Here is a 24,452-nt window from a genome sequence, read left to right as displayed (position 1 = left end):
AGTGCTCCGGGGGATCAGATGTTTAGTGCTTTGCCAATGATTTCAGTCACATTGGCAGATTGTGCTTGCTCTTGCAATCGCAAAAATGCGGTGTGCAGAGCGTGGCGTTGGGGCTCAGCATAGTGTGCCCAGTTGTCAAATGCACGAGCAAGGCGCGCTGCAATTTCCGGGTTAAGGGCGTCCAAAGCAATCACTTGCTCGGCCCAGAACTCATAGCCTTCAGGGCGGTGAATGCTGGTGCTGTTATTCATGCAAAACTGGAAAATCAGCGAACGTGCTCTATTCGGATTACGTAAGGTAAATGCGGGGTGTTGCATCAGCGTGCGCAAGGCCGCCACATCCGTTTGTGGTGAGCACGCTTGTACGCTAAACCAGCGGTCTACCACCAATGGGTTATGTTGCCATTGGGCATAAAAACGGTCTAGATACGGTTGGCTGACTGCAGGCTTAGCATAATAGACGATGGCTTGTAGCGCTGCCAATGAGTCTGTCATGTTATTTGCATTGTCGTACTGTGTTTCAGCCAGTGCTAAGGCGCTATAGCTAGCTGTAGCCGCTAGGTAGTGTAGGGCTAGATTTTTCAGAGCACGGTGGCCGGCCGATAGGGCGTCGGGCGAGTAAGGCTGTGCTGGCAGTTGGTGCTGTTCGTAGCGCTGTTGCCAGAGCGTAGCCAAACGCGTTCCCAAATGCACCTGTAGCGTGTGACGGGCAGCTGCTAAATCCAAGGGACGCATGGGGTCTTGTAAGGTTTGCAGCTCACGCACCGACGGCAAGGACAAAATACGGGCCAAGTACGCAGGCGAGAGGCTGTGGTCTTGCAGCAGCTCTTCCCATACTTGTACAACGGCTTGAACGCTAGCGATGTCCACACTGTGTTGCTCGGAGCTAGACAGAGCTAGCAAAGCCATGCGAGCAAGTTGTTGTGCGGCTTCCCAGCGACCAAAGCTATTGCTGTCGAATCTGGCTAGCAGTTGCAGTGTGTCTAGGCTTTGTTCGTGATGCAACTGCACGGGGGCAGAGAAGTCACGCAACATAGACAGCACAGGTTGGCTATCGACATGGTTGAAGGTCCAGCTTTGCTCAGCCTGATCCAGTTCTAATAAGAACTCGTGCTGATGCTCGCCATTAAGCTCTACGCGTAGGGGTTGGCCTTGCTGGTTGAGTAACCCCATTTTGATAGGAATCAGCAAAGGTTGTTTAGGTGCTGCGTTCGTGTTTAAACGCTCTATGCCCACGGCAGGGTTATGTTGGCGTAGCGTAAGGCGATACTGGCGCGTGGCCGCATCGTACTGTTCTTGTACGGTGACGGTGGGGGTGCCTGCTTGTTGATACCAGCGACGGAAGGTGTTGAGGTTTTTGCCGGGGTTGTTGCGGCTGTAAACCGAGTCCATGGCGTCGATAAAGTCATCGCAGGTAACGGCTTGGCCATCGTGGCGACGGAAGTATTCTTTGATACCAGCTTGAAAATCAGCCTCGCCCAGTAGAGTGTGCTGCATACGAATCACTTCTGCACCTTTTTCATAAATGGTGGCGGTGTAGAAGTTGCTGATTTCTTCGTAGCTTTCGGGGCGAATGGGGTGGGCCATAGGGCCACGATCTTCGCTGAACTGTGCCACGCGTAAGGTGCACACATCGTCAATGCGTTTGACGGCTTTGGCGCTGGCAGCTTCGGCACTGTCTAGGCCGTCGGCCAACATATCAGCGGAAAACTCTTGCTCACGAAATACGGTTAGCCCTTCTTTTAAGGACAATTGAAACCAGTCGCGGCACGTGACGCGGTTGCCGGTCCAGTTATGGAAGTATTCGTGGCCAATAACGGCTTCTATATCGCGGTAACTGGCGTCGGTGGTGGTTTGTGGGTCGGCCAACACATAGGCAGAGTTAAAAACGTTCAGCCCTTTGTTTTCCATCGCGCCCATATTGAAGTCGCGAGCCGCCACAATCATATAGCGGTCTAGATCCAGCTCTAGACCAAAGCGTTGTTCGTCCCAGCGTAGTGAGCGCTCTAGGCTTTCTAGTGCCCATTCAGTTTTGTCGCCATCGCCTAAGTCACTATAGACTTGCAGCAGTACTTCACGGCCAGACAGAGTATTCACGCGTTTTTCACGGCAATCAAAATTACCGGCCACTACTGCAAACAAATAAGAAGGCTTAGGGAAGGGGTCTTCCCAGATGGCTTGTTGACGGCCATCTGGTAATTGTTTCGTAGCGATTAAATTACCGTTAGACAGCATGAGTGGGTAACGCGTGGCATCGCCAATTAAGGTGACACGGTAACGTGACATCACATCAGGGCGGTCGGCAAACCAGGTAATGCGTCTAAAGCCTTCGGGTTCACATTGTGTGAATAACTGCTGATTAGATACATACAGCCCCATCAGCGCACTGTTTTGGGCTGGGGAACATTGGCTGATAATTTCGATCTGACTATCTGTAGTCTCTAAAGGAATACGCAGCATCTGAGCATCTAGCGAATAACGCGATGCATCCCAGAGCTGGCCGTTCACTTTTAGGCTGACTAGCGTGAGCTCTTCACCCTGCAATTCCAATACATGCTGGCCTTCATGCAGCATGGTGGCAGTAAATTGAGTAGTGACAGTGGTCAGGTCGTTATCCAGTTCCAGCGTCAGGCTGATGTCTGGAATGTGGAACGCAAATGCCTTCCAGTCGTGACGATTAATAGTGGGGCTGATTTCAGTACGCATGACGGGATAAGTTGAAGCAAGTGTGAGTCAAACCTAATTGTAGTGCGAATAGATAAGTTCTTCAGTATTGCTAACTGTAACCGCATGCCGTGGTGTTTTGACGGTATGATGTGCGTGAAGAGAATTTGCTGGTTTTGTGCTGGTTCTTTATGAACCATTTACATGAAAAGAGGCTGAAAATGGGCAAACAGATTTTTGGTGGAATGCGCTCTCTTATGTGGGTATTTGCTGTCCTGCTATTGTCGGGTTGTGCAAATACGTGGTCAGCCAAGGTATCGACTTTCGAGTTTTGGCCAGAAAATACGATGGGACAAACCTATCGTATTGAAGCTGGGCCTGCCCAAGCTGGCAAAATAGAGTTTGAATCTATTGCAGATACTGTACGTGCTGCAATGGGGCCTACCGGGTTGGTTGAAGGGGGCGAAAATGCGCGCTTTATTGTGTACCTGGATTACAGCGATCAGAATAAAAAGGGTTGGGCACAACGCTTTGCTGATCCGTATGTAGATGGCTGGGGGCCTTTCTGGCCGGGCTGGGGTGGCTATATGGGCTATTATGGCGGCTGGGGCGGTGGTATTTATTACAGCCCGCGCGTCGTGAATGTGCCGGTAGAATATAAAGAATACAGTTTGAGTGTTCTGATTCTAGATACAGAGCAAGACAAAAAAGAGGTGTATCGCACTACAGCGGTAACCGATGATGATGGGCGTGGCTTGCTTGCGGAAATGGCAAGTTTGGCACAAGCTATTTTTGAAGATTTCCCTGGCAGTAATGGTCAGGTGCGAGAAGTAAAAATAAAGCGCAAGTAGTTCATACTTGCGCTTTATGGAAAAGCTAATTAGCTAGTCGAGACTTAATCCTTAATTAGGAAGCTGTCTCGACTTTTTCCAGCTGCTTCAGCATCGGTAATCCAACGTGGTGGGCGGCCACGGCCAGTCCATGTTTCACCCGTTGCGGAATTACGGAATTTTGGAGGCAGTGCGCTTTTGCTTGCGTTTTCACCGGCTGTGGCGCTGCGTGTACCGCGGCGGCTGTAGGCTTCAGTGATTTCTTCCAATGTAATATCGTAATCCACCATAGAACGGACGATGGAGTTGATTACAGGACGACGTTGACGTGTTTGCAAAGTACGCATTTGACGCTGTAGCTTGAGAATTTCTTTCTCAATTTTCTGCTTTTCAGATGTGTAGGACTCTTGTGGCATTATAGTTCCTTTGTTAGTTAGGGATTTGTTCTGGTGCATTCTTAAAGTCAAGCTTTTTTAATTTTAGAATTTTTGCACCAGTATGAAATTATAGTTTTTTTTTGAGCTCTGTAAATACTTAATTTGTTTTCGTTTAGGAAACTTGTATCCATGCTTTCTTCATTTCAAGTCGCTGCTTTGCAAATGGTTTCATCATCTTTACTAGATGATAATTTGGACCAAGCTGAAAAGTTGATTCGCGAAGCGGCAGAGTCTGGTTGCCAATTGGTCTCACTGCCAGAATACTTCTGTTTTATGGGGCATAAGGACCGCGATAAGCTGGCGATTAAGGAGTCAGATGGTAGCGGTAGGATTCAAGATTTTTTATATAAAATATCTCGAAAATATGCAATTTGGATTATAGGTGGCACATTACCTATAGAAACGAATGACCCAAATCGTATTTACAATTCATTATTGGTTTATGGACCAGACGGTCAACGTATTACACGCTACGACAAAATACACCTGTTTAGTTTTACTAAAGGGTCAGAATCCTATAACGAAGCTATTTCAATTCGCGCTGGAAAACCGGAGCCACACGTGTTCGATGCCCCCTTTGGTCGTGTAGGGGTGGCTGTATGTTATGACCTACGTTTTCCCGAGTTGTTCCGCGCGATGGGTGACATTCAATTATTAGTGATACCCTCTGCTTTTACCTATACTACGGGGCAGGCGCATTGGGAAATTTTGCTGCGTGCGCGAGCGATAGAAAATCAGTGTTATGTATTGGCACCTGCTCAAGGCGGAAAACATGAAAATGGTAGACGTACTTGGGGACATTCCATGTTGATTACGCCATGGGGTGAGGTGCAGAATGTATTGGGTGAGGGGCCAGGTTGTGTATCTGGCTTACTGGATCTGGATTATTTACGAAAAATACGGGAAAACCTGCCAGCATTGGCACACCGTGTTATGTAATCAAGTTGTTTAAAGGATGTGCAGCATATATGAAACCGAGTAATCCGAGCTCTGAAGCGTTAGGAATTGCACGATCTGTTTTGTTGGAGCCTTGGGGGTTAAACGAAGCAAATTTAGATCAAGCGTTGTCCGAGATCTTTGAACATAAAGTGGACTATGCCGATCTTTACTTCCAATATACGCGTAGTGAAGGGTGGAGCTTAGAAGAGGGTATTGTTAAAGCAGGGAGCTTCTCTATCGAGCAAGGGGTGGGTGTACGTGCCTTGTCGGGTGAGAAAACCGCTTTTGCTTATTCAGATACCTTAAGCCCCGATGCCTTACTGTCATCTGCTCGCGTAGTGCGTAGCATTGGCCGACAAGGGCAGAGCCAGCGTGTGAAAGGGTATGTGGCACCTGCTCAGGCACAGCCGTTATTGTATCCCGCACAAGACCCATTGCTTACGATGAGTGCTGCCGAGAAAGTGGCCTTGCTAGAGCGCGTGGAAAAACGTGCTAGAGCAGCAGATTCGGCAGTGATTCAAGTCATGGCGAGCTTGGGTGCCGAGTACGATGTGGTGCTGATTGCGGGTAGCGATGGTCGCTTGGTGGCCGATGTACGACCTTTAGTGCGTTTGTCGCTGAATGTGGTGGTAGAGCGCGAGGGTAGACGCGAAATGGGCTCATCCGGCGGCGGTGGTCGTTTTGGATTAGCGTATTTCTCGGACGAGATCATTGATGAGTATGTTGCACAGGCTGTAGGGTCTGCCATGCGTTCACTAGAAGCAGTGGCTGCACCGGCTGGGCAAATGACAGTAGTGCTGGGTTCGGGTTGGCCGGGTATTTTGCTGCATGAGGCCGTGGGTCATGGTTTAGAGGGCGATTTCAACCACAAAGGCTCTAGTATGTTCTCGGGCCGTATTGGTGAAAAAGTGGCAGCGTCTGGTGTTACGGTGATTGATGACGGTACCTTGGCCGATAGACGTGGGTCCTTAAACGTGGACGATGAGGGTAACCCCACTCAGCGAACCGTCTTAATTGAAGATGGTATCTTAAAAGGCTACATGCAAGACAGTCGTAACGCGCGCTTTATGAATGCGCCGCTTACGGGCAATGGCAGACGTGAATCGTATGCGCATGTGCCTATGCCACGTATGACCAATACGTACATGCTGAGCGGTCAACATGAGCACGATGAAATTATTGCGTCGGTGAAAAACGGTATTTATGCATCTAACTTTGGCGGTGGCCAAGTGGATATCACCAGTGGCCGATTCGTGTTCTCTACATCCGAGGCATGGTTGATCGAAAACGGGAGGTTGGTATGCCCGGTTAAAGGAGCCACGCTGATTGGTAATGGTTTTGATGCCATGAACAAAGTCAGCATGATCGGTAACAACATGGCGTTGGATTCCGGTGTGGGTACATGTGGCAAAGAGGGCCAGAGTGTACCGGTGGGCGTGGGTATGCCTACTTTGCGCATTGATGGATTGACCGTGGGTGGTACTGGCGGTTAGGTCTCGCGCTTGGTCTGTGTAGTACAGAATGCCGAGCATCTAGATGTTCGGCATTTTTGTTGCAGTCTTGCGTAAGGGTATTTGACTTGGTTAGTTAGAAGTCATATTATTTCAGTTCAAACTATTTTTTTGTTTTGGGTTATGTGTTGTCAATGAAGACTGAAGATGGATACGATTTGCGCATTCTACGTGCACTGCGCATGATTACTCGTTCTATTGCACTGCACTCACGTCAATTGTCGGCGTATAACAAAATCACTGCTCCGCAGTTGATCTGTTTACGTGCGGTAATTGATAAGGCGCCACTGACGGCAACGGCCATTAGCCGTGAAATGCATGTCAGCCCTAGTACGGTTGTTGGTATTTTGGATAGATTGGAAGACAAAAATCTGATCTGCCGTGAACGAGGTAAAGAAGACCGTCGTATCGTGTATGTCACGCCTACTGAAGAAGGTATTCAGTTAGCGAAAGACACGCCTTCCCCATTACAGAAAAAGTTAGCGGATGCGTTAAATGATTTGCCCGAACATGAAAGGGCGACTATTACCTTGTCACTTGAGCGCATTGTTCACTTAATTGATTCGGATCCAGAAGTGGCGTCAGAGCCATTGGATTCCATCACACCAATTCTGGAGGTCCCGGTCGGGGGTGTTCCTCCCGAATCCGGGTTGGTCGTGTGAGTGATACTACTACAACACCTATAGCATCAGCCGAGCCGGCATCGCTGGCTCATACGGCGGAGACAGACGTAGATATTGTGCTGCGTGCCCCGTCAGAAAAAGACGGGGCACGCATTCATCAACTCATTCAGGCGTGTCCACCTTTGGACGTAAACTCACTGTACGCCTATCTTCTTCTCGCCACGCATTTTTCGCAAACCAGTCTAGTAGCAGAGCAGCAGGGCCGCATCGTCGGATTTGTGTCTGCCTACATCCCCCCCTCAAAATCCAATGTGCTGTTTGTATGGCAGGTTGCCGTGCATTCGCAGTGTCGTGGGCAGGCCTTGGGGCTACGCATGTTGCAGCAGTTGCTGCGGCGTCGCTCTTTGGTCCATATACGGTATGTGGAAACTACCGTTAGCCCCGATAACCCTGCGTCGCGCGCCATGTTTGCACGTGCGGCTAAAGAGTACAGCACAAGCATGAACGAACAGACATGGTTTGAGGCGGAGCATTTCGGACAGCAGCAGCATGCAGAAGAACCGCTGTTACGCATTGGCCCACTGCCAGCGCGTGCGGCAATCTAAGGCACCCCGCTAGAGGGTGACGTTTTATGTTGGTGTGTACTACATACCTATCCTCATTCAGGATGGGGGCTTAAGTGCACCCTAAAAAAAGGAGAACGAACTTGTGACCGATCTTAAAATTTTTGAAACGATGGAGTCCGAGGTACGTGGTTATGTACGATCTTTTCCAGTGGTGTTTAGCAAAGCCAAAGGTTCCATACTCTTTGATGAGCAAGGCAAACAGTATGTGGACTTTTTTAGCGGCGCAGGTACGCTGAACTACGGGCATAACAACCCTTTTCTCAAGCAGAAAATTATCGACTACATCGCTGCCGATGGCGTGCTGCATGGGCTAGATATGGCCACCAGTGCAAAGCGTGCCTTTATTCAGGCTGTGCAGCGTCATTTATTACAGCCCCGTGGTTGGGAATATGTGCTGCAGTTCACTGGGCCTACCGGTACCAATGTGGTGGAGGCCGCATTGAAGTTGGCGAGACAAGTCAAAGGCAGAAGTAATGTCGTGTCTTTTACCCATGGTTTTCATGGCGTAAGCAGTGGTTCGCTGGCCGTAACCGCAAACCGAAAGTTTCGCGAAGCGGCGGGAATGCCACTGGGGAATGTGACCTTCTTGCCCTATGACGGTTACTTGGGCCCAGACGTAAATACCTTAGCGTACTTTGAGCGCATGCTGACAGACCCTAGCAGTGGCTTGGATAAACCTGCTGCGGTGATTGTGGAAACCGTACAGGGCGAAGGGGGCGTGAATGTGGCTACTAAGGCATGGCTGCAAGAGTTGGCTGCGCTTTGCAAGCACCACGACATGCTTTTGATTATTGATGATATCCAAGTGGGCTGCGGGCGTACGGGGAGCTTCTTTAGCTTTGATGGTATGGGCATAGAGCCCGACATGATCACCTTATCGAAGTCGTTATCGGGCTTTGGTTTGCCCATGTCATTGCTCCTACTAAAACCTGAGCTGGATGTATGGAAGCCGGGTGCGCACAGCGGTACTTTCCGAGGAAATAATCTGGCCTTTGTGGGGGCTACCCATGCGTTGGAACACTATTGGGCGGATGGCGAGTTTGTGAAGCAAACCCAGCATAAAGCTGACCGTGTGGCTGACTTCTTGGAAAACATCGTTCAAAACCATCCTGAAGCAGGGTTAAGTGTGCGAGGGCGCGGTTTGATTCAAGGTTTGGTCTGCTCGCCTAACGGTTTGGCTGAGCGTATTACGCAAGGCTGCTTTGAGCGTGGTTTAGTGATTGAAACAGCCGGTGCCCAAGATGAAGTGGTAAAGGTTTTGCCTGCACTCACGATTGAGCATGAGGTATTGCAGCAGGGCTTGGCTATTTTGGAAACCAGCGTAACAGCCGCACTTTCCTAAGCTATTAACCTAAGGAGGCAGAACATGATTGTGAGAAATGTAGAGGATGTGAAAGGCACTGCCGATGAGGTGCGTACTGATAACTGGGTAAGCAGACGAGTACTGCTGAGTAAAGACGGTATGGGTTTTTCCTTCCATGAAACAGTGATTTTTCCGGGTACCGAAACACACATCCATTACCAAAACCACTTAGAGGCGGTGTGGTGCATAGAAGGTGATGGGGAGATTGAAACCATTAAAGATGGGAAGAAATACGCGTTGCATGACGGCGTGGTGTATGCCCTGAATGAGCATGATGAGCATTGGTTGCGTGGTGGTGAAAAACCGCTACGTGTGATTTGCGTGTTTAACCCGCCGCTAACCGGTCAAGAAGTGCACGATGAGAAGGGGGTGTATCCCTTGCAGTCTTCCTAAGTAGCCAATGGAGGTGATGTGATGAATGTGTTGGTAGCAGATCCTTATGTATCACGCACAGACCGAGGCGGTGCACTGATTGTGCGCCAAGAGCCGGTGGTGTACGACGAGGGAGAGTACGCCCAAGGGCTGACTGCGCAGCAATTGCAGCGCTACGAAACACAGGGTTTTGTGGTGGTGGATCAGGTGTTTGATGCGGCAGAAGTGCAGACCTTATGGGAAGCCTTACAGCAGCTGGAAAACGATCCGAAAATTCGTAAACGACCTGAGTGCGTGCTTGAGCCCGACAGCCAAGTCTTGCGCTCGGTATTTGGTGTGCATTATTTAGCTAAGGCGGTAGAGCGTATGGTGCGCGACCGTCGCGTGCTGGATGTGGCGAGGCAAATACTGGGTTCAGAGGTGTATGTACATCAGTCACGTATTAATCTGAAACCTGCCTTAAATGGCAAAGAGTTTTATTGGCATTCGGACTTTGAAACCTGGCATGTGGAGGACGGCATGCCCGCGATGCGGGCGCTGAGTTGTTCTGTGCTGTTAACCGATAACACAGCGTGCAATGGCCCTTTAATGTTAATACCGCAGTCGCATAGGCAGTTTGTCAGTTGCCAAGGGGAAACACCTGAAGACAACTACAAGTACTCGCTACGCCAACAGGAAGTAGGCGTGCCTGACGAGTTAAGTTTGCGCATGCTAACGGATCAAGGAGGACTGCAAGCCGTAGAAGCTAAAGCGGGTTCAGTGGTCTTTTTTGATTGCAATACGCTTCATGCCTCGGCGGGTAATTTGTCGCCGTGGCCTCGTGCGAATGTGTTTGTGGTGTATAACAGCGTGGAAAATCAACTGCGTCCACCCAAGTATGGATTGGCGCCTCGTCCTGAGTATGTGGCTGCCAGAGAACATACTCAACCTGTGATCGCTATGTAGCAGTTTTATTAGTGAACACAAAGAAATACAGGCCTTTTCAGGCCTGTATTTTTATAAAGTGAGTATTAAGCGTGCTGTAGGAAACTGCTTAAGAACTCTTGGGTTCTGGCTTGTTGCGGCGCTCCAAATATCTGTTCGGGTGGGCCTTCTTCCACCATTTTTCCTTGATCAAAGAAACACACACGGTCAGAAACCTCTTTAGCAAATTGCATTTCGTGCGTGACGAGCAAAATGGTGAGGTCGTGCTTGGTGCTGAGGCGCTGAATGACGCTGAGTACCTCACCGACCAGCTCGGGGTCTAGCGCTGAGGTGGGTTCATCAAACAGCATAATGTTAGGGCGCATCGCTAACGCTCTGGCAATGGCGACTCGCTGCTGTTGGCCGCCAGAAAGTTGGCACGGGAACTTATGGGCATGATCCGCTAGTCCCACCAACTCCAAATACTCTTCAGCGCGTTTATCAGCCTTTTCTTTGCTTAGGCCCAGTACATGCCTTGGGGCTTCAGTAATATTGCGTTTCACCGTCATGTGCGGGAACAGATTGAACTGTTGAAAGACCATGCCCATTTCCTTACGCATTTCACGTAGGTGATTGGCGCTGGCCGGCAATAAGTGGTCATTTTCGAGGTGATGCCATAACGGCTTTCCGGCTACCCAAATTACACCTTCTTGGATGTTTTCCAAGGTCATCAAAATGCGTAAGACGGTAGATTTACCTGAACCGGAGGGGCCAATAATGGTGACTTTCTCACCGCGCTTCACAGTGAAATCTAGGTGATCTAACACGGTGTGCTCACCAAAACGTTTGTTCACACCTTCAAAGCGGATGATGTCTTCAGGGTCTGGGGGAGAAATAGTCATTTCAGTGGAATTCCTTCTTTTGGCAAACGTTGATCCAGTAGCCGTATTAACCATGAAGCCACTAACGTCATCAGCAAGTACAGGCCTCCCACCATAGAGAGGGGGATTAGATAGTTAAAGGTACGGTCACCAATGATCTTGGCAACGTTTAACATCTCTAGTACCGACACGACGGAAAGCACCGGTACGTCTTTCATAATAGAAACCAGATAATTACCCAATGCGGGGATAACGCGAGGGATGGCTTGGGGTAGTACTACAATCACAAAGGTGCGTAGTGGTGAAATATCCAGGGCACGTGCGGCTTCGAGTTGGCCTTTGGCCAGAGATTGAATACCAGCTCTGTAGACTTCGGCGGTATAGGCACTGTATTGCAGGCCTAGGGCCAGTGCGCCGGTAAGAAAAGCAGGTAGTACTAAGCCGTAGTCGGGCAGCACGTAATACAGAAAGAACAACTGCACCAGCAAGGGGGTGTCACGTATAAACTCTGTGATGACGGTGGCAGGCCATGAAATCCATTTCACAGGAGCACTTTTTAGGCCGGCAAGTACCAGCCCTAGCAGGGCGGCAACGACAAAGCCCAATAACGTGGCTTGTAGTGTGACGATCATGCCTTGCAACAACATGGGCAAAATGGACTCGGCAAACGCCCAATTGGAACTGGTGTCCCAGCTATAGCCAAATAACATTAGAGTTCCCCCTGACGCCAACGCGAGACGTAGCGCTCTAACAGCTTGATGGCGGCAGTTAAGACCAAGGCCATTCCAAAATACATAAACAGTAATAGGCTGTAGATGGTGGTGCTGTCTTGGGTGAAATTACGTATTTGCTCGGCTCTAAACACCAAGTCCCCCAAACTGATCAGCGATACCAAGGCCGTGTCTTTAAGGTTTTGTACGGCTAAATTACCAAAGCTAGGCATCATTTCAGGAATGGCTTGGGGGATACTAATGCGCCACAAGGTTTGGCGTGGGGTGAAGTCTAAAGCGAGGGCTGCTTCTAATTGTGTAGGGGGCACGGCTTGTATGGCGCCGCGTACAACCTCAGCCCCATAGGCCCCTATATTTAAGGACAGTGCCAAGGTGCCTGCTACAACGGCAGGAAGGCGTAGGTCTATACCCATATAATCGCCGAGTACAGGGAGTGCGAAATACAGCCAGAATAATTGCACCAACAACGAGGTGCCCCGGAATATTTCTATAAAGGCGATAGAAACACTTTTAATCGCCCAGTGTGAGGAGAGTTTGCCCAGACCAAAGGCGAAGGCAAAGATCAATCCCAACACGCTGGAGTACAACGTGAGTTGTACCGTCACCCAAGCCCCCTCTAGTAACGGGGGCACATAACTAAACCAGTTCATCTCAGCCAGCGCACAACTGTTCGGTGGTGCGTTCGTTAGAGTGGCTCATATCGGTATCGCTAAACCCATAGCGCGAAAGTATGTCTTGCCACGCAGGGGTGCGCTTAAATGAACGTAGTTCGTCGTTCACTGCATCACGTAGGCTTTCAGAGTCTTGGGAGAAAGCAAAGCCACCCCAGCTACGTACTGGCTCGCCATTGACGATGGGGTCTTTAAATTCGGCTGCTGGTTCGACTTTATCGCTTTTAGAGGCGAGTTCGCTGACGGTTAAGCTGGTGGCGGCGTAAGCATCGGCGCGCCCTGTAGAGACTGCTGAAATGGCATCCGCATTATTGGCTAGGGTGACCAAGCGGCTTTCATCTATGCCCAGTGCTTGCATCATCTCTAGTTGGTCGGCACCAGCCATGATGGCAATAGTGTGGTCGCCTGTAGCGAACTCTTCGTAGGTGTGCAGGTCTTTAGGGTTGCCTTTGGCAACGAGTAACCCTTCGCCATAGGAGCTATTGGGGTTGGAGTACAGCACCTGTTTGCAGCGCTCGGGCAATATCGCCATTTCGGCAGCCACCATGTCGAAACGGTTAGCTTGTAGTCCTGGAATCAGGGAGCCAAAGTTAGTGGTCACCCATTCAATCCTCTCTACCCCTAAGTTTTTCATGATGGCGGCGGCAACCTCTGGGCCCGGGCCTTTGGCTTCTCCACTCATATCCATGTAGCCGTAGGGTATTTCATTGGCAACGGCGATGCGTACGGTGCCGCGTTGTTGTAAGTCTTCTAGGCTGACGGCATGTGCGGGCAGTAGGGCGGTGCAGCTCAATGCCAGCGAGGTGGCGATGGCTGAGCGTAATAGGGGACGTTTCATTGCAAACTCCTTGTGGGTATCGCGTACAGATAATGCGATATGCAAATAATTTCCATTGAAATCGTACACTGAAAAATGATTTCAGTTCAAATTGTATGTATAGATAATAATTAAGGTTGACATAGCCTGCGTAAATGGGTCATGCGTTGCGCGCGCGACCCAATGTGTGTGGGTGTTGCGCTTTATACAATTTATCGTTGTGGTGCATTTTTCTTTGTGCTAGCATGATTGAATGCTTTTACAGAAATCTTATTTTTTCGCTTACTTTTTTGCTTTTCCGAGGCCGCTGGCGCAAGGAAGGATGTCTGCTACACAAGCAAACTAGTAAACGAAATCCTTAAAAAAGCCGCCAGCAAAAAAGGCGGCTTTTTTTGTGCCGCATTTATTTGCTACCGGCACAATCCAATGGAGTGAAATCGTGTCGCACAATACAGATGATCTGCGTATTAAAGAAATTAAAGAACTTTGCCCGCCTGCCCATGTCATGCGCGAGTTCCCATGTTCCACAGAAGTGGCCTCTACCGTGCATCAAACGCGCCGTGAGGTTCATAACATTTTGCACGCTAAGGACGACCGCCTTGTCGTTGTGATTGGGCCATGCTCTATTCACGACACTAAAGCCGCGATGGATTACGCGCGTCGCTTGCAGGTGGAGCAGCAACGTTTCAAAGATGATTTGCTGATTATCATGCGTGTGTACTTCGAGAAGCCTCGCACTACCGTGGGTTGGAAAGGTTTGATCAACGACCCCAACATGGATGGCAGCTTCAACATTAACCAAGGGTTGCGTACAGCACGTGAGCTGTTGTTAGAGGTGAACTCGCTAGGTTTGCCCGCAGGCTGCGAATTCTTGGATATGATCACTCCTCAGTACATTGCAGACTTGGTATCGTGGGGCGCTATTGGTGCGCGTACTACAGAAAGTCAGGTGCACCGTGAGTTGTCTTCTGGTTTGTCTTGCCCAGTAGGTTTCAAAAATGGTACCGGTGGCAGTACACGTATTGCCGTAGATGCGATTAAAGCAGCCGCTTCGCCGCACCATTTCTTGTCAGTGACCAAAGGCGGCCATTCTGCCATTGTGTCTACAACAGGTAACCAAGACTGCCATATTATTTTGCGTGGTGGTAAAACAGCTAACTACGATGCAGAAAGCGTAGAAAAAACTAGCCAAGAAATGGAGTCTAATGGTTTGCGTGCTCGTGTCATGATTGATGCTAGCCATGCAAACAGCAACAAAGACTACCGTCGTCAGCCAGAAGTGATCAACGAGATTTGCGAACAGATCGAAAATGGCGACGAACGTATTTTTGGCGTGATGGTAGAAAGCCACTTGGTGGAAGGCCGTCAAGACCTAGTAGAAGGTCAAGAGCTGACCTACGGTAAAAGTATTACTGATGGTTGTATTGGTTGGGAAAGCTCCATCGCAGTGTTGGAGCGTTTGGCACAGGCTCGTCGTACACGTCGTACAGTAGTGGCCGCCAAACAAGAGGCTGGTGCAACAGCCTAAAACGGAAAAACGGTAAAGTGTTATGCAGCATTCATCCATGAAAAAAGGTCGTGTGGTTGTGGGGATGTCCGGCGGTGTGGACTCCTCGGTAAGTGCTTGGCTGCTAAAGCAGCAAGGCTATGAAGTCATCGGCCTTTTCATGAAAAACTGGGAAGACGATGACGATTCAGAATACTGTTCGTCTAGGCAAGATTGGCTGGATGCCGCCAGTGTGGCGGATCTGGTGGGTGTAGATATTGAAGCAGTAAACTTTGCTGCTGAATATAAGGACCGTGTATTTGCCGAGTTTTTACGCGAATACTCGGCTGGCCGTACCCCCAACCCTGATGTGCTGTGTAATGCCGAAATTAAGTTTAAGGCGTTTTTAGATCATGCCATGTCCTTAGGCGCTGATTTGATTGCGACCGGTCACTACGCGCGTGTGCGAGCGGTGGAAGAGGCGGGTCGTACGCAGTATCAGTTGCTAAAAGGCTTGGATACCAGCAAAGATCAAAGCTATTTCTTGCATAGGTTAAATCAGGCGCAGTTGTCTCGTACCTTGTTCCCATTGGGTGAGTTACCCAAAACCGAGGTACGTCGTATTGCTGAAGAACTGCAATTGCCTAATGCCAAGAAAAAGGACTCTACCGGTATATGTTTTATTGGAGAGCGCCCATTTAGGGAATTCTTGAACCGTTACTTGCCTACAGCACCAGGGCCAATTAAAACCCCTGAAGGCGAAGTTTTGGGTCAACACGTGGGGTTGGCGTTTTATACCTTTGGTCAACGCAAAGGGCTAGGGATAGGTGGCATTAAAGGGCATCAGCGTGAAGATGGTACGGCTGATGCGTGGTATGCCGCTAGAAAAGATTTGGCGAATAACACGCTGTATGTGGTGCAAGGCCATGATCATCCTTGGTTATTAGATCGCGAACTCAAAGCAGACCATGTGAGTTGGATTTCCGGTGAGGCGCCCGCACAAGGCATATACGGTGCTAAAACTCGTTACCGTCAACCTGATGCAGAGTGCACGTTGTTGCAAAGCGATGCGCAAACTCTGTCGTTAACGTTTACCGAACCGCAGTGGGCCGTGACTCCAGGCCAATCTGTGGTGATGTATGACGGTGATGTGTGTTTGGGCGGAGGCTTGATCAGCTAACGCTTCTTTCTAGCACCATAAAAAAAGCACTGTGAAAACAGTGCTTTTTTATTTAGGCTTGCTGGGGCGGAATCGTGCTTGAGAACGAAGGGCGTTCTAGCAGCTTCTCGTGCAGGCGATCTAGATTGGGGAACGACTCGCGCCAGTTAATGCAGGGCAGTCGTAGATCCAGAAAACCTAGGGCACAGCCTACGGCAATATCCGCGAGGGTGAAGCTGATACCGGTACAAAACGGTTGCTCACCCAAGGCGGTATTCATGTGTTCAAGAGCCGCATGAATTTTGCCTTCTTGTCGAGTCACCCAGTCTGCGTAATACAGCTCGGGTGGGCGACGGTTGCGTTCGATGTGAATGGCGACGGCAGCATCTAGCAGACCATCAGCGATGGCTTCCCAGCATTTGGTTGCCGCACGTTCACGACCTGATTGCGGGATCAGTCTACCTACCGGGGACAGTGTGTCCAGGTATTCAACGATTACGCGGGAATCGAACAGGGAACTATCGTCATCAAACAGTAAGCAAGGAATTTTGCCTAGCGGGTTATAACGACCAATGTCGGAATCAGCAGACCATACGTTTTCCAGTATGAGTTCATGATCCAATTTTTTTTCTGCCATCACCACCCGAACTTTGCGGGTGTAGGGGCTTGTTAGAGAACCGAGAAGTTTCATAGGTATTACATCAATCCAATCCGAGAAAAGTATAGCAGGAAGGAACATTAAGTCATGTGAAATTACCTGTCTGGGCATACAGCATCGTGTAAGTACGAGAGAGTGTGGTTTATATGTATAGAAATAACCCACTAATAGAGTTGGTCTTGTGATTATTAGCGCTTTCGAGTAGGTCTATAGCATGCTTCTGATGTGAGCAACGAAAGCCATGCTCAGGCAATGGTAGAATAGCGCTTTGCTATTTTTCTTTGACCTCACATCATGCAAATTGCTGACCAACTCTCTGCGCTAAATGCGCTTTCTCCTTTGGATGGGCGCTACGGCTCTCGCTGTAATGCGTTACGTGGCTTGTTGTCTGAAGCTGCTTTTATGGCACACCGCGTCGAGGTGGAAATTGCTTGGTTGATCGCATTGTCACAAGCTGGCTTTTCAGAGTTATCGGCCTTTAGTGCTGAAACACAAGAAAAGCTATTGAGCTTGGTACGCAATTTCTCAGAAGCTGATGCAGCACGAATCAAAGAAATCGAGCGTACCACTAACCACGACGTGAAAGCGGTGGAGTACTGGTTGAAAGAGCAAGTGGCAGGCGATGCTAACTTAGAAAAAGCAGCGGAGTTCATTCACTTTGCATGTACCTCTGAAGACATTAACAACACCTCGCACGCCTTGATGCTGACACGCGCTCGCGAGCAGGTCATTGTGCCTTCCTTGAAAGCTGTTCTGGCGTCCATTAGCGGCTACGCACACCAGTTTGCCGATCAGCCTATGCTGTCTCGTACACATGGTCAGCCGGCTAGCCCATCGACGATGGGTAAAGAATTTGCCAACGTGGCTTACCGTTTGCAGCGCGCTATTGCAGCGATTGAGGCAGTTGAGCCTTTGGCAAAAATGAACGGTGCTACCGGTAACTACAATGCGCACCTGTCTGCGTACCCAGATACGGATTGGGCAGCCTTTAGTGCCAAGGTATTGGCATCGTTGGGCCTGACACAAAACCCGCTTACCATTCAAATCGAGCCGCACGATTGGATGGCCGCATTGTTTGATGCTATTGGGCGTGCCAACACCATTTTGCTGGATTTCAACCGTGATATCTGGGGTTACATCTCGCTGGGTTACTTCAAACAAAAACTGAAAGCAGGTGAGATTGGTTCCTCCACCATGCCGCACAAAGTTAACCCCATCGACTTTGAAAACTCCGAAGGTAACTTGGGCTTGGCGAATGCTGTGTTGCGCCATTTGTCTGAAAAACTACCTGTGTCCCGCTGGCAGCGTGATTTGACCGACTCCACTGTGTTGCGTAATTTGGGCGTGGGCTTGGGTTACAGCATCGTGGCGTACGATTCTTGTTTACGCGGTTTGGGTAAATTGGAGTTGAATGCCAAAGTGATTGATGCAGACATCGATGCATGTTGGGAAGTATTGGCCGAGCCAGTACAAACGGTCATGCGTAGATTTGGTTTGCCACAACCGTACGAGCGCTTGAAAGAGCTAACACGTGGCGCGGGCATTACCGAAGCCGCATTGCGCGCGTTTATCCAAGGTTTGGAATTGCCTGAAGAGCCTAAACAGCAACTGTTGGCGCTGACACCGCGCACCTACATTGGCTTGGCTGAGCAGTTGGCTAAGCAGGTGTAAGAAAGCCTTCTGTCTCTACCTAATTAGGTAGGCAAGAAAAACTAAGCCCTGTCTAGTACAGGGCTTAGTGCATTTAGGGTTGTGGTATGTAGTTACCGCAGCCGCGTAAGGTTTTACCTTCGGTTTTCAAAATGCTGGTGTATTCGTAGCTTTGGTCGCTCATGGTGTCAGAGCACTCCTGCTTGATCACAGTAAGTGTCCAGTCGCCGTTAGGACCTTGGCCGCTGTAGCGCGTTTGGGTAGAGCCCATTAGTGTTTGCGCAGCAGAGCTGGTGTAACGTGTATCGCCATAATTCAGCACTATAGAAGCGTGGCCGTTTTGCAGGTCTATATGCCAGCCGGGTTCATTGCCTTGCGCTCTGAATGTGCGCGGGTCAATGATGTCGGGAGTAGTGGTAGAGCAGGCGCTTAGCAAAAGAGCCGTGCCAGCTAGGCATAAGGACAGTAGTTTCATCAGAGCAGGCTCCGTAAAAAGAATGATTGAGGCGTATCATATGCGGTAGGTTGTGGGCACGCCAAGTAGAGAACCGCAAAAAAGTGTGAATGGTGGGTGTGCTCGCAGCGCTAAGACACAATAGTGCAGTGCGATGAAAGAGTAAGAATGGTATTCTTATAGCTTGGTATTTGTACGACGTAAGGCAGGGCAGGATGGTTTGCTTATACGTCTTTTTGCGGGTTTCCTGTTTTGTTGAACCATATTACCTCCAGTAAATTACCCATGCCTTGGGGCGTGTTTGATCTGCATGTTTTCGTGGATGATCAAACAAATAAAGAGCATCTGCTGATCGCGTTTGGCGACATTTCTACACCTGAACCTGTATTAGTGCGTGTGCACTCCGAGTGTTTGACGGGTGATGCGCTGTTTAGTCAGCGTTGTGACTGTGGCCCACAGCTGCGTAAAGCACTTGAGCGTATTGCCGAGGCTGGCCGTGGTGTCGTGATGTACCTGCGCCAAGAGGGCCGAGGCATAGGCTTGGTTAACAAGATTCGTGCCTATCAGTTGCAGGATCAAGGAGCAGATACCGTTCAAGCCAATGAGCAGTTGGGCTTTGAGGCTGATATGCGTCGCTACGATATATGCAAACCTATGTTGGATCATTTTGGTATCAAAGACCTGCGTGTGATGACCAACAACCCCAGAAAAACCAAAGCGTTGGAAGAGCTGGGCTATAACGTGGTTGAGCGTGTACCACACCAAATTGTGAGTAACCCCTTTAATAGCGGGTACTTGCAAACCAAAGCAGAAAAGCTGGGTCACTTGTTAGCGTCAGACGCTACGACAGAGTAAACCTACCGCATCCTTCTGTAAAAGCCCCTCTATGGAGGGGCTTTTTGTTGAGCATTGTAGGCATGTTATGCGCGTGTTGAGGCTGCCATTAACCGCGTAAATGCTCGGTAGGTAGTGCAGTGGTGTATTTCACTTGGCTTAGTGCAAAGCTAGAGCGGATGCTGGCCACGCTAGGGATTTGGGTAAGGCACTCCAGTAGCAGTGCTTGAAAGCGTTGTAAGTCTTGTATGACCACGCGCAGCATAAAGTCAGCATCGCCACTCATTAAATAGCATTCCATCACCTCGGGGCGTTTACTGATGGCATCGGTAAAGACTTCTAGCGAGTGTTTGTCTTGGTTTTTTAGTGTGACGTGCACAAACACGTTCACGGCTAGCCCTAGCTTTAAAGGGTCTACCAATGACACTGAACCCCTGAGTACGCCTGCTTGTTTAAGGTCAGCGACTCGACGCCAGCAAGGCGAAGCGGATAATCCTACGCGTTCGGCTAACTCTGCATTACTTAATTCTGCATTTTTTTGTAGCTCGTCCAGTATGCGCAGGCTAGCTTTATCTAGCTCAATCGTATTCATGGTTAAGTATTTCTATTTTGTTTTGTTAATGGGATAGATATACCTATATTAAGGGAAATATCAGTAAATGAGGAGATTAATTTCGCCAGGAAATGAGTAGACTATTCACTTGTTTATAGCCTTAGTAATCAACCGTTTAGCTGTAGTCATGAGCACCGCACCTACCAGTCTTTTATCCTCTAAAACCACGAATCCCTTAGCGGGAACAGGAACCATTGCATGGCTAACGCTGATGGTGGTGCTATGGGGATTAAGCTGGCCAGCGACAAAATTGGCGTTGGATGTGGTGCCACCGTTGTGGCTGGCTGCCTTACGCTTTGGTAGCGCGGCGTTGTGTTTGTTTGTATTGGCGATAGTGCGTGGTGTATGTAGATTGCCTACGCGTGCCGATTGGCCCATTGTGGCCAGCGTGGGGTTGTTGCAGATGATGACCTTCACGGGCTTGGGCATGATTGCCATGACGCACGTGGATACTAGTAGGGCCGTGCTGTTGGCATATACCACGCCATTGTGGGGTGTGTTGGCCAGTTGGTTATTGTTTAAGCAGGTGCCTACACGTCTGCAATTGTTGGCATTGGTTGTAGGGTTGGGTGGGATCGCCGCTATATGCTCACCCTGGGAAATGGACTGGAGTGCGCCGGGTGCTGTAATGGGGTCAGCCTTCTTGTTGATAGGGGCTATTTGTTGGGCTGTGGTGATTTTGCATGTCAAACAACACCATTGGTCAGCATCGCCGCTGGCATTGGCGCCGTGGCAGATGGTGCTGGCAACAGTGCCTTTAGCAGGGTTTGCATTTGTGCTGGAGGGTACGCCTACGGCGATTCCATTTGATCAGCGCTTAGTAGAATTATTGTTTTTTATTGGTCCAGTAGCGACGTCGGCGTGCTTTGTGATTTCTGCTGAATATGGGCGTCGTATCAGTACTTTTGGTATGTCTAACTTCACCTTGGGTGTGCCGTTAATCGGTATAGTGGCATCGGTGTTGTTGCTGGGTAATACGCTGTCGCCATTGTTCATGGTAGGGCTAAGCGCGGTCTTTTTCGCGATGGTTCTTGCTGCCATTGCGATGCGCAGAGGGCAGCGTCATCAAACGGTATAGTGATCGAGTATTGCTGGTCTACAAAAAAGCCTTAGGTGTTAGCTAAGGCTTTTTTGATGGCTGTTGCATACAGTACGATGCGTTAGGCAGTAGCCATACTGTCTAGCAAAGCGATGCTTTTTTCTTTAGCGGCTTGCAGAGCCGTAGTGGCGGCATCAGGGCCCATAGCAGTGCCTTCGGCGTGAATAAACTCTACGTCAGTAATGCCCATGAAGCCGAAGATCACGCGCAAGAAGCTTTCTTGGTGCTCCATGGCTTGGCCTTGCTCAGATATGCTGTATACGCCGCCACGTGAGGACGCAATAATTACTTTTTTACCACCTGCCAAGCCTTCAGGGCCATTGGCGGTGTAGTGGAATGTGCGACGTGGTTGCAAGATGCGGTCTACCCATGCCTTAAGCTGGCTAGCAATGGTGAAGTTGTAGAAGGGGGCGCCCAACACAATCACATCTGCTGCTAAAAATTGGCTAACCAGGGCTTCGGACACCGCATTTTCACGAGCGGCTTCTTCTAGTACTGAGGCGGGCATGTCTGGTGTGCGAAAGCCTATAGCGATTTGGCTTAAGTGGTTTGGGGCTGATACAGCCAAGTCCAAGTAATCAACACGTGTATCAGGGTGACGTTCCAGCCACTGCTCAACGATAAAAGCGCTAAGTTGACGAGAAACAGATTTGTCGCCGTTGATGCTGGAGTCAATATGTAGCAAGGTTTGCATGATGTGTAGTACCCATAAGTCATTTGATGGGATCATTATGCAATTTTTTAAAGTAATGATTTAGATCATCAATATCAATTAGTAATTGTTTAAATGGCAACAATTGGCTTTAGACCACATGGGTTGGTCTTTATGGTTAATAGCTGCTATGATGACGCTCGTCATTGGGGAGTAGCCGCTCTTCTTCTAGAGGCACATGTCAACACACTTGCAAGTTCGCTTGCATGGCATGCGCAGCACATAGCCTGGCAAGACCTTTGACTACACCATCCCCGGAATGGCCGGAGGGGTGGCGTAGTCAATCGTCCTAAATCCGGCCAGGAATATGTATCATGCAGGCTTTTCTTGTTTCTACCGGTATAGTCGCGTTAGCCGAAATCGGTGATAAAACCCAACTCTTGGCATTTATTCTTGCCGCACGATTCAAACGACCCTTACCCATTATTGCCGGTGTGCTGGTAGCAACACTGCTGAACCACGGTTTGGCGGGCGGTTTGGGAGCCTGGTTATCTGATGCCCTTAATCCACAAGTCTTAACGTGGATATTGGCGATTTCTTTCTTAGTGATGGCGGGCTGGATGTTGATTCCAGATAAGCTGGATGAGGACACCAGTATCACTGCACGCCACGGTATTTTCGTCACCACTGTCTGTACCTTTTTTATTGCCGAAATGGGCGATAAAACGCAGTTGGCAACCGTGGCATTGGCGGCTCAATACGAAGCCTTCTGGTCGGTAGTGATAGGTACTACATTAGGCATGATGATTGCTAACGTGCCCGCTATTTTCATTGGTCAAAAATTAGCAGAACGCTTACCCGTCAAAATGGTGCATGCCATAGCGGCCTGTGTGTTCTTGGTTTTGGGTGTAATCGCCCTATACAGCGCGATACAGGGCTAAACACCCTTAAAAGTTATGGGGGAATTGCTCCCCCTAACTTGCAATATCTGAGGCTTATTTACGGTTATTGCATCCTATTTCCAACGGAAAAGAATGTAATTGCTGTTAAGCTGTTTTTTTTGAATAAACTTATATTTATTTCGCTATATGTTGTTGTATAGTGATGTGTTTTTCACGTGAAGCCAATGTTAGCGATCTAGCGGCTGGCTTCGGCCTTTTTTCAGCCCATCCTCGGGTTGGATTCCTTTCCCCAAGGAGCGATTGTCTTATGCAAGGCCTGCACCTTACAGCAGATTTGTACCAGTGCGCTGGTGACCGCGCGTTCTTCGTAGACGAAGACGCTTTAGCCGCTTTGTGTCGTCAACTGACAGAGCAGTCCACGCTTACCATCGTAGGTGAGAAATGGGTAACCTTTCCTGAGTATCAAGGTGAACCTGGTGGCGTAACGGGAACGTTGCTTTTAGCAGAGTCCCATTTAGCGTTGCATACTTGGCCTGAACGGGCGGGTGTGACGTTAGACGTGTATGTTTGCAACTTTAGTTCAGACAACTCGGCCAAAGCACAGTTGTTAATCGATGGCTTAATTGAGGCCTTTAAGCCCGGCCAAGTACAACGCAACAACCTGTTGCGTGGCGACGAGCATGGCCCCGTGGGCAGTGGCGAATTGTTGCTGGAAAACCTGAACCAACACGCGGTGTATGGCTTCCGTTTCCCAGAACGTTTGCTGGCCAAACAAACGCAATACCAATACTTAGAATTGCTGGATTCTCCAGAGCTAGGCACGACGCTGCGCTTGGATGGCTGTTTAATGACAGCCGAGAACGAAGAATTCTTCTACCATGAAGCGCTGGTGCACCCCGCCATGCTAAGTCATCCAGATCCACGTTCAGTGCTGATTATTGGCGGTGGTGATGGTGGTGCATTGGAAGAAGTGCTGAAGCACGATACCGTTCAACAAGCCACCTTGGTAGATTTAGACGGTGATGTGATTGAAGTAGCGCGTAAGCATCTGACCAGCATTAACCGTGGTGCTTTAGATAGCCCGCGTGCGAAGGTGTTGGTTGGCGACGGTGCCGAATTTGTACGCACCACCGAGCAACGCTTTGATGTAGTGCTGTTAGACCTTACCGACCCTGAAACACCAGCCGGTCCGCTGTACACCATTGAGTTTTTCGAGTCCTGTAAAGCGGTGCTGAAACCTGGTGGTGCGGTAGTGTTGCACATCGGTGCACCATTCTACGAGCCAGAACAAATCAGCAGCATGCTTAACAAGCTGGGTACCGTGTTTGAGCAAGTCAGCCCGTTTGGTCTGCATATCCCCTTGTACGGTGCGTACTGGGGCTTGGTTGTGGTGTCAGATAGCTTGGCACCTAAAACTGTGGCTGCCGAGGTCATAGAGCAACGCTTGGTAGACCGTGATATTACCGACTTGCAGTACTACAACAGTGAAATACATGGTGCGCTTTTTGCGTTGCCTAACTACTATAAAAACTTGGTGCCTGAACTGGTAACCACAGAAGCTTAAGTAGGTAGATAAGC

General features: G+C 49.4%; 25 protein-coding genes and 1 riboswitch. Of the genes, 15 read left to right on the top strand and 10 right to left on the bottom strand.

Annotated features, from left to right (window positions below; all coding sequences use genetic code 11):
• Positions 1–14: 14 nt before the first annotated feature.
• Positions 15–2,705: an aminopeptidase N gene (gene pepN / locus GY634_RS06420; RefSeq protein WP_166407714.1), complete on the bottom strand. Its 2,691-nt coding sequence runs from the start codon at positions 2,703–2,705 to the stop codon at positions 15–17.
• Positions 2,706–2,884: 179 nt separating this feature from the next.
• Between pepN and GY634_RS06415 the strand changes: the two genes are divergently transcribed.
• A complete protein-coding gene (locus tag GY634_RS06415; RefSeq protein WP_166407713.1) occupies positions 2,885–3,514 on the top strand; it encodes a DUF4136 domain-containing protein in 630 nt (209 codons plus the stop codon).
• Positions 3,515–3,558: 44 nt separating this feature from the next.
• On the opposite strand, the gene GY634_RS06410 is transcribed toward GY634_RS06415, so the two are convergent.
• Positions 3,559–3,909 carry an H-NS histone family protein gene (locus tag GY634_RS06410; protein WP_166407712.1) on the bottom strand — a complete coding sequence of 117 codons (351 nt, stop codon included), beginning with the start codon at positions 3,907–3,909 and terminating at the stop codon, positions 3,559–3,561.
• 150 nt (positions 3,910–4,059) lie between these two features.
• Between GY634_RS06410 and GY634_RS06405 the strand changes: the two genes are divergently transcribed.
• The 7 genes from GY634_RS06405 to thpD all read left to right on the top strand — a co-directional run bounded on the left by GY634_RS06405 (position 4,060) and on the right by thpD (position 10,309).
• Positions 4,060–4,869, top strand: coding sequence for a carbon-nitrogen hydrolase family protein (locus GY634_RS06405; RefSeq protein WP_242683626.1), 810 nt, complete (start codon positions 4,060–4,062; stop codon positions 4,867–4,869).
• A gap of 29 nt (positions 4,870–4,898) precedes the next feature.
• On the top strand, positions 4,899–6,362 hold the full coding sequence (tldD, locus tag GY634_RS06400) for a metalloprotease TldD (protein WP_166407711.1): 1,464 nt from the start codon (positions 4,899–4,901) through the stop codon (positions 6,360–6,362).
• A 152-nt stretch (positions 6,363–6,514) separates the two neighbouring features.
• On the top strand, positions 6,515–7,042 hold the full coding sequence (locus tag GY634_RS06395; protein WP_166407710.1) for a MarR family winged helix-turn-helix transcriptional regulator: 528 nt from the start codon (positions 6,515–6,517) through the stop codon (positions 7,040–7,042).
• The gene (ectA, locus tag GY634_RS06390) at positions 7,039–7,608 is read left to right on the top strand and encodes a diaminobutyrate acetyltransferase (protein ID WP_242683625.1); all 570 of its coding nucleotides are present in this window, start codon (positions 7,039–7,041) and stop codon (positions 7,606–7,608) included. The genes GY634_RS06395 and ectA overlap by 4 nt, the downstream gene beginning before the upstream one ends.
• 103 nt (positions 7,609–7,711) lie before the next feature.
• Positions 7,712–8,971, top strand: coding sequence for a diaminobutyrate--2-oxoglutarate transaminase (gene ectB, locus GY634_RS06385; RefSeq protein WP_166407709.1), 1,260 nt, complete (start codon positions 7,712–7,714; stop codon positions 8,969–8,971).
• A gap of 24 nt (positions 8,972–8,995) precedes the next feature.
• Positions 8,996–9,385, top strand: a complete 390-nt coding sequence (locus tag GY634_RS06380; protein ID WP_135865401.1) for an ectoine synthase — start codon at positions 8,996–8,998, stop codon at positions 9,383–9,385.
• A gap of 21 nt (positions 9,386–9,406) precedes the next feature.
• Entirely contained in the window at positions 9,407–10,309 is a 903-nt protein-coding gene (gene thpD, locus GY634_RS06375) for an ectoine hydroxylase (RefSeq protein ID WP_166407708.1), read from the top strand.
• 65 nt (positions 10,310–10,374) lie between these two features.
• On the opposite strand, the gene ehuA is transcribed toward thpD, so the two are convergent.
• From ehuA to ehuB, 4 genes are read right to left on the bottom strand one after another with little or no spacing between them, the layout of a single operon-like run.
• Positions 10,375–11,169, bottom strand: a complete 795-nt coding sequence (gene ehuA, locus GY634_RS06370) for an ectoine/hydroxyectoine ABC transporter ATP-binding protein EhuA (protein ID WP_278249019.1) — start codon at positions 11,167–11,169, stop codon at positions 10,375–10,377.
• On the bottom strand, positions 11,166–11,858 hold the full coding sequence (gene ehuD, locus GY634_RS06365; RefSeq protein ID WP_166407707.1) for an ectoine/hydroxyectoine ABC transporter permease subunit EhuD: 693 nt from the start codon (positions 11,856–11,858) through the stop codon (positions 11,166–11,168). Before ehuD ends, ehuA begins: the two co-directional genes overlap by 4 nt.
• Positions 11,858–12,529, bottom strand: coding sequence for an ectoine/hydroxyectoine ABC transporter permease subunit EhuC (gene ehuC, locus GY634_RS06360; protein ID WP_166407706.1), 672 nt, complete (start codon positions 12,527–12,529; stop codon positions 11,858–11,860). Before ehuC ends, ehuD begins: the two co-directional genes overlap by 1 nt.
• 1 nt (position 12,530) lies before the next feature.
• Positions 12,531–13,388: an ectoine/hydroxyectoine ABC transporter substrate-binding protein EhuB gene (gene ehuB, locus GY634_RS06355; protein ID WP_166407705.1), complete on the bottom strand. Its 858-nt coding sequence runs from the start codon at positions 13,386–13,388 to the stop codon at positions 12,531–12,533.
• A gap of 418 nt (positions 13,389–13,806) precedes the next feature.
• Here ehuB and aroG point away from each other — a divergent pair, with 418 nt between their 5' ends.
• Together aroG and mnmA are read left to right on the top strand one after the other, a co-directional pair.
• A complete protein-coding gene (gene aroG / locus GY634_RS06350) occupies positions 13,807–14,895 on the top strand; it encodes a 3-deoxy-7-phosphoheptulonate synthase AroG (protein ID WP_166407704.1) in 1,089 nt (362 codons plus the stop codon).
• Between the two features lie 22 nt (positions 14,896–14,917).
• Positions 14,918–16,033, top strand: coding sequence for a tRNA 2-thiouridine(34) synthase MnmA (mnmA, locus tag GY634_RS06345; protein ID WP_166407703.1), 1,116 nt, complete (start codon positions 14,918–14,920; stop codon positions 16,031–16,033).
• A gap of 52 nt (positions 16,034–16,085) precedes the next feature.
• Here the strand turns inward: mnmA and GY634_RS06340 are convergent, their stop codons facing one another.
• On the bottom strand, positions 16,086–16,703 hold the full coding sequence (locus GY634_RS06340; protein WP_166407702.1) for a glutathione S-transferase C-terminal domain-containing protein: 618 nt from the start codon (positions 16,701–16,703) through the stop codon (positions 16,086–16,088).
• Positions 16,704–16,964: 261 nt separating this feature from the next.
• Between GY634_RS06340 and purB the strand changes: the two genes are divergently transcribed.
• Positions 16,965–18,341: an adenylosuccinate lyase gene (gene purB, locus GY634_RS06335; RefSeq protein ID WP_166407701.1), complete on the top strand. Its 1,377-nt coding sequence runs from the start codon at positions 16,965–16,967 to the stop codon at positions 18,339–18,341.
• A 73-nt stretch (positions 18,342–18,414) separates the two neighbouring features.
• Here purB and GY634_RS06330 read toward each other — a convergent pair whose 3' ends face one another.
• Positions 18,415–18,795, bottom strand: a complete 381-nt coding sequence (locus GY634_RS06330; RefSeq protein ID WP_166407700.1) for a COG3650 family protein — start codon at positions 18,793–18,795, stop codon at positions 18,415–18,417.
• Between the two features lie 231 nt (positions 18,796–19,026).
• Between GY634_RS06330 and ribA the strand changes: the two genes are divergently transcribed.
• Positions 19,027–19,629: a GTP cyclohydrolase II gene (ribA, locus tag GY634_RS06325; RefSeq protein ID WP_242683624.1), complete on the top strand. Its 603-nt coding sequence runs from the start codon at positions 19,027–19,029 to the stop codon at positions 19,627–19,629.
• 88 nt (positions 19,630–19,717) lie between these two features.
• On the opposite strand, the gene GY634_RS06320 is transcribed toward ribA, so the two are convergent.
• The gene (locus GY634_RS06320; protein ID WP_166407699.1) at positions 19,718–20,200 is read right to left on the bottom strand and encodes an Lrp/AsnC family transcriptional regulator; all 483 of its coding nucleotides are present in this window, start codon (positions 20,198–20,200) and stop codon (positions 19,718–19,720) included.
• Positions 20,201–20,348: 148 nt separating this feature from the next.
• On the opposite strand from GY634_RS06320, the gene GY634_RS06315 reads away from it, so the two are divergent.
• Positions 20,349–21,299 (top strand): DMT family transporter, encoded by a 951-nt coding sequence (locus GY634_RS06315; protein ID WP_166407698.1) that lies wholly within the window; start codon positions 20,349–20,351, stop codon positions 21,297–21,299.
• An 82-nt stretch (positions 21,300–21,381) separates the two neighbouring features.
• Here the strand turns inward: GY634_RS06315 and GY634_RS06310 are convergent, their stop codons facing one another.
• Positions 21,382–22,014 carry an FMN-dependent NADH-azoreductase gene (locus tag GY634_RS06310; RefSeq protein ID WP_166407841.1) on the bottom strand — a complete coding sequence of 211 codons (633 nt, stop codon included), beginning with the start codon at positions 22,012–22,014 and terminating at the stop codon, positions 21,382–21,384.
• 154 nt (positions 22,015–22,168) lie between these two features.
• A riboswitch (yybP-ykoY riboswitch) is annotated at positions 22,169–22,336 on the top strand.
• 10 nt (positions 22,337–22,346) lie between these two features.
• Between GY634_RS06310 and GY634_RS06305 the strand changes: the two genes are divergently transcribed.
• Together GY634_RS06305 and speE are read left to right on the top strand one after the other, a co-directional pair.
• Positions 22,347–22,913 (top strand): TMEM165/GDT1 family protein, encoded by a 567-nt coding sequence (locus GY634_RS06305; RefSeq protein WP_166407697.1) that lies wholly within the window; start codon positions 22,347–22,349, stop codon positions 22,911–22,913.
• A gap of 268 nt (positions 22,914–23,181) precedes the next feature.
• Positions 23,182–24,438 (top strand): polyamine aminopropyltransferase, encoded by a 1,257-nt coding sequence (speE, locus tag GY634_RS06300; protein WP_166407696.1) that lies wholly within the window; start codon positions 23,182–23,184, stop codon positions 24,436–24,438.
• Positions 24,439–24,452: the final 14 nt, after the last annotated feature.

The sequence above is a fragment of the Paenalcaligenes suwonensis genome, assembly GCF_011290505.1.
GTDB lineage: Bacteria > Pseudomonadota > Gammaproteobacteria > Burkholderiales > Burkholderiaceae_B > Paenalcaligenes > Paenalcaligenes suwonensis.
This window is presented reverse-complemented; position numbering and strand designations above follow the sequence as displayed.

What these genes read in the sequence shown, in the direction of transcription:
- ehuB (WP_166407705.1), bottom strand. Translation starts at nt 13,388, where the DNA reads ATGAAACGTCCCCTATTACGCTCAGCCATCGCCACCTCGCTGGCATTG.
- ehuA (WP_278249019.1), bottom strand. Translation starts at nt 11,169, where the DNA reads ATGACTATTTCTCCCCCAGACCCTGAAGACATCATCCGCTTTGAAGGT.
- GY634_RS06330 (WP_166407700.1), bottom strand. Translation starts at nt 18,795, where the DNA reads ATGAAACTACTGTCCTTATGCCTAGCTGGCACGGCTCTTTTGCTAAGC.
- thpD (WP_166407708.1), top strand. Translation starts at nt 9,407, where the DNA reads ATGAATGTGTTGGTAGCAGATCCTTATGTATCACGCACAGACCGAGGC.
- ehuD (WP_166407707.1), bottom strand. Translation starts at nt 11,858, where the DNA reads ATGTTATTTGGCTATAGCTGGGACACCAGTTCCAATTGGGCGTTTGCC.
- GY634_RS06395 (WP_166407710.1), top strand. Translation starts at nt 6,515, where the DNA reads ATGAAGACTGAAGATGGATACGATTTGCGCATTCTACGTGCACTGCGC.
- GY634_RS06410 (WP_166407712.1), bottom strand. Translation starts at nt 3,909, where the DNA reads ATGCCACAAGAGTCCTACACATCTGAAAAGCAGAAAATTGAGAAAGAA.
- GY634_RS06305 (WP_166407697.1), top strand. Translation starts at nt 22,347, where the DNA reads ATGCAGGCTTTTCTTGTTTCTACCGGTATAGTCGCGTTAGCCGAAATC.
- GY634_RS06310 (WP_166407841.1), bottom strand. Translation starts at nt 22,014, where the DNA reads ATGCAAACCTTGCTACATATTGACTCCAGCATCAACGGCGACAAATCT.
- GY634_RS06380 (WP_135865401.1), top strand. Translation starts at nt 8,996, where the DNA reads ATGATTGTGAGAAATGTAGAGGATGTGAAAGGCACTGCCGATGAGGTG.
- GY634_RS06320 (WP_166407699.1), bottom strand. Translation starts at nt 20,200, where the DNA reads ATGAATACGATTGAGCTAGATAAAGCTAGCCTGCGCATACTGGACGAG.
- GY634_RS06340 (WP_166407702.1), bottom strand. Translation starts at nt 16,703, where the DNA reads ATGAAACTTCTCGGTTCTCTAACAAGCCCCTACACCCGCAAAGTTCGG.
- tldD (WP_166407711.1), top strand. Translation starts at nt 4,899, where the DNA reads ATGAAACCGAGTAATCCGAGCTCTGAAGCGTTAGGAATTGCACGATCT.
- mnmA (WP_166407703.1), top strand. Translation starts at nt 14,918, where the DNA reads ATGCAGCATTCATCCATGAAAAAAGGTCGTGTGGTTGTGGGGATGTCC.
- ehuC (WP_166407706.1), bottom strand. Translation starts at nt 12,529, where the DNA reads ATGAACTGGTTTAGTTATGTGCCCCCGTTACTAGAGGGGGCTTGGGTG.
- pepN (WP_166407714.1), bottom strand. Translation starts at nt 2,705, where the DNA reads ATGCGTACTGAAATCAGCCCCACTATTAATCGTCACGACTGGAAGGCA.
- GY634_RS06415 (WP_166407713.1), top strand. Translation starts at nt 2,885, where the DNA reads ATGGGCAAACAGATTTTTGGTGGAATGCGCTCTCTTATGTGGGTATTT.
- purB (WP_166407701.1), top strand. Translation starts at nt 16,965, where the DNA reads ATGCAAATTGCTGACCAACTCTCTGCGCTAAATGCGCTTTCTCCTTTG.
- GY634_RS06315 (WP_166407698.1), top strand. Translation starts at nt 20,349, where the DNA reads ATGAGCACCGCACCTACCAGTCTTTTATCCTCTAAAACCACGAATCCC.
- speE (WP_166407696.1), top strand. Translation starts at nt 23,182, where the DNA reads ATGCAAGGCCTGCACCTTACAGCAGATTTGTACCAGTGCGCTGGTGAC.
- GY634_RS06405 (WP_242683626.1), top strand. Translation starts at nt 4,060, where the DNA reads ATGCTTTCTTCATTTCAAGTCGCTGCTTTGCAAATGGTTTCATCATCT.